The organism is uncultured Mycobacterium sp. (assembly GCF_964249325.1).
In the GTDB taxonomy this organism is placed as follows: domain Bacteria; phylum Actinomycetota; class Actinomycetes; order Mycobacteriales; family Mycobacteriaceae; genus Mycobacterium.
Genome location: NZ_CAXUCH010000341.1, coordinates 1 through 3,588, shown reverse-complemented (window position 1 = coordinate 3,588; position 3,588 = coordinate 1). Strand labels below are relative to the sequence as shown.

Below are 3,588 nucleotides of genomic sequence, written 5' to 3'. Positions count from 1 at the left end.
GAAGCGGGCATGCCGGAGCACCGCCTCCGACCGCCACGGCTCGCCCGCCAGCACACGCAGCGCCGCCAGCGCTGCGCCCGCCGCCGCCGGCGCAAGGCCGGTGTCGAAGATGAACGACCGGGCGGCATCGATCAGGTGATCCCGCACCGCGGCCGACCCGAGCACCACCCCGCCCTGGCTGCCGAGCGCCTTGGACAGCGTCGTCGTCATAACGACGTCGGACATCCCGGCCAACCCGCATTCGTGCAGCAGTCCCCGCCCGCCGGCACCGCGCACACCCACGCCGTGGGCTTCGTCGACGATGAGCAGCGCGCGGTGTCGCCGGCACACATCGTGCAGCTGCTGCACCGGCGCCAGCGCGCCGTCGGCGGAAAACACCGAGTCGGTGACGACGACCGCGCGTTCCTCGTCTCGCGACGCCAACGCCGCCTCCACGGCGTCGACGTCGCGGTGCGGGGTCACCACCACCCGGGCACGCGAGAGTCGGCAGGCGTCGACCAGCGAGGCGTGCGCATAGGCGTCCGAAACCAACAGCGAACCCGGACCTGACAACCCGACCACCGCGCCGAGGTTGGCGGTGTACCCGGAGGAAAACACCAAACCCGTTGCCGCGCCGACGAACTCGGCCAGCTCCGACTCGAGTTCCTGGTGCAGCTCGGTGTCGCCGGTGACCAGCCGTGAACCGGTGGAGCCGGCGCCCCAGGTGCGCAGCGCCTGCACCCCGCCGTCGATGACGTCGGGATGCTGCGACAGACCGAGGTAGTCGTTGGACGCCAGATCGAGTTCGGTGGCCACCGCCGGGCGTGGCCGCAGCGAGCGCCGCAGCCCGGCCTGGCGGCGCTGCTGTTCCACCGCGTCGAGCCAGGCCAGCGGTGATGTATCGATCTCGGCTTGAGTCATGTCGGCGTTCAGCCTACGAGGTGGGCCACCTCGACCATCGCCGAGGTGATCTGGGCGATCTCGTCGGCCCCACAGATGAACGGCGGCATCGCGTACACCAGATTGCGGAACGGCCGCAGCCACACCCCATGGTCCAGCGCGGTCGGGGTGGCGACGGCCAGATCGACCGGCCGGCCGCATTCGATGACGCCGATCGCGCCGCATACCCGCACGTCAGTCACGCCGGGCAGGGCCCGGGCGGGCTCCAGCCCGACGGTCAGCCCGGTGTTGATGGCGCCGACGGCGGAACGCCAGTCCTGCGCCAACAGCAACTCGACGCTGGCGACCGAGACCGCGCAGGCCAGCGGGTTGGCCATGAAGGTGGGGCCGTGCATCAGCGCACCGGCCGCACCGGAGCTGATGGTCTGGGCGATCTCGGTCGTGCACAACGTGGCGGCCAGGCTGAGATAGCCGCCGGTAAGCGCCTTGCCCACACACATGATGTCCGGGCTGACCTGGGCGTGGTCGGCGGCGAACAGTTCGCCGGTGCGGCCGAAGCCGGTGGCGATCTCGTCGAAGATCAGCAAGACGTGGTAGCGCCCGCACAGTCGCCGCAGGTCGACCAGGTAACGGGGATCGTGAAAACGCATCCCGCCCGCGCCCTGCACCACCGGTTCGACGACGACGGCGGCGAGTTCCTCGGCGTGCTCGGCCAGCTGCGCCTCGAAGGCCGCGCTGTAGTGCGGGTCGTAATCGCGCGGTACCTGCGGGGCGAAGACTTGGTCGGTCAACACGTCGGTCCACAGCGAATGCATGCCGCCGTCGGGATCACAGATGCTCATCGGCGTGAAGGTGTCGCCGTGGTACCCCCCGCGCCACGTCATCAGCCGCTTCTTGTCGTAGCGGCCGCGGCTGCGCCAATACTGCAGCGCCATCTTCACCGCGACCTCCACCGATACCGACCCGGAATCGCAGAAGAACACCGTCTCCAGCCCGGCGGGAGTGATGTCGACCAGCAGCTGCGCCAGCCGCGCCGCTGGCTCGTGGGTCAGCCCGCCGAACATGACGTGGTTCATGGTGCGCAGCTGCGTGGTCAGCGCGGCGTCGAGAACCGGGTGGCCGTGGCCGTGGATCGCGGTCCACCACGAACTCATCGCATCGAGCACTCTGATTGGCGTGCCGTCGCGGACCAGCGTCAGCCATGCGCCGCGGGCGCCGACGGCGACCACCGGCGGCACTGCTTCGGCTCCGATCGTGCTATAGGGATGCCACAGGTGGGCGGCGTCGATCGCGCTGATCTGCTCGGGGGTCAACCTCGAAGCAGACGCGGCCACGAGGATCGAGCGTAATCCAGCCGTCAGCCGGCCATCGGTCGCAGAACCACCGTCGATCGGGGAGCATTGACCAGCATGACCCTCCCGCATCGGCCCCACGATGCCCATTCCGGGCCCGTGCCCGATGCGCCCGAAGCACCGAAACACCGACTACGGCTTGAGCTGTGGGACGTGATCTGCACGCTCGTGGTATGGACGGTGGCCGTCGTCGTGGCCACCACGACGACTTGGCCGTCGCGGCTGTACGGCTTCACCGCCGACATATGTGCGGCGGATAGTTGCCCGCCGTCGCCATTCGGAATCAATTACTGGATCTACCCCGTGGTGTGGGGCGGTCTCGGTGCGGCGTGTGCCGCGGCGGTCATCGGCCCGTTCGTTTCGCTGGTGAAGGGCTGGTACATGTTCTTCTGGCCCCTGCTGGCGCTTGCCATCGTCGCCCTCAGCTCGGTCGCGGGCTCGGTGATGACCGCCTTCAGCGAACACTATTCGGGCTGACGCCGCGGCGACGACACGAGACCGAAATCACAACCGGCCGCGAAGCTTTCGGCAATGGTCTGCTAGCGGTCACTCTTCGGTCACGGTCCGGCAAAAAATCCGGTGGGGAGCTACCCAGCTATGGCAACTGGGCCGGTCCGTTGTCAGAGTGTCTGTAGTGACTGTTGTGACTGCAGTGACGGCGGGCAGCGCGAAACCCAACCGCGCTGACGCCGAGAGAGAGGGGTGAGTCGAATGAGGCGCAGCTACGCCGCCGCGATCGGTGCGGCCGTGTTGGCGGCTCCGTTCGTGGTCACGCCGGGTGTCGCGACCGCTGACACGAACGTCGTGTCGGCCAGCCAGCAGCAGGCCCTCAACTACGTGATCCAGCGAGCACTCTCCCAGCGCGGGGTGCCTTACCTCTATGGCGGAGGCAACGTCGCAGGCCCCACCCGCGGCACCGGCCTCCACGCCAACACCGTCGGCTTCGACGCTTCTGGCCTGGTCCAGTACGCGTTCGCCGGTGCCGGCATCAAGATGCCGCGAACCTCTGGCGAGCAGTGCAACGTCGGCCGCAAGGTCCCGCCGGCGCAGGCCCGCCCCGGCGACTTGATCTGCTACGGCCCTGGCGGCACCCAAAGCGTCGCCATCTACCTGGGCAACGGGCAGATGGTCGAAGCCACCGAGCCGGCGGTGACGGTTTCCCCGGCCCGCACGACCAACATGGCACCCTATCTGACACGGATCATCGACTCGTAATCCTCCAGGGGTGTTCGCCGGGCCTGGCCCCGGCCACCAGACGCAAAATCACCCCATAACGCCAGAATCGGGGTACTTCAGCGTCTGCTCGGCCATGGACCGGGTTGGGTAGATTGTCTGTCGATCATGGTGACCCTAGCCC

At 68.5% G+C, this 3,588-nt stretch carries 3 protein-coding genes and 1 pseudogene; 2 read left to right on the top strand and 2 right to left on the bottom strand.

Features of this window, described 5'->3' with window-relative positions; all coding sequences use genetic code 11:
• Positions 1 to 900: 8-amino-7-oxononanoate synthase (locus tag ACFE99_RS24030; RefSeq protein WP_375489239.1), on the bottom strand; the 900-nt coding region annotated here is incomplete at its 3' end.
• 8 nt (positions 901 to 908) lie between these two features.
• Positions 909 to 2,270 (bottom strand): adenosylmethionine--8-amino-7-oxononanoate transaminase, encoded by a 1,362-nt coding sequence (locus ACFE99_RS24025; RefSeq protein ID WP_375489241.1) that lies wholly within the window; start codon positions 2,268 to 2,270, stop codon positions 909 to 911.
• Positions 2,271 to 2,288: 18 nt separating this feature from the next.
• Between ACFE99_RS24025 and ACFE99_RS24020 the strand changes: the two genes are divergently transcribed.
• A complete protein-coding gene (locus ACFE99_RS24020) occupies positions 2,289 to 2,708 on the top strand; it encodes a hypothetical protein (protein ID WP_375489237.1) in 420 nt (139 codons plus the stop codon).
• A 234-nt stretch (positions 2,709 to 2,942) separates the two neighbouring features.
• A pseudogene (gene ripD / locus ACFE99_RS24015) lies at positions 2,943 to 3,437 on the top strand (NlpC/P60 family peptidoglycan-binding protein RipD); the annotation flags it as partial.
• Positions 3,438 to 3,588 lie beyond the last annotated feature (151 nt).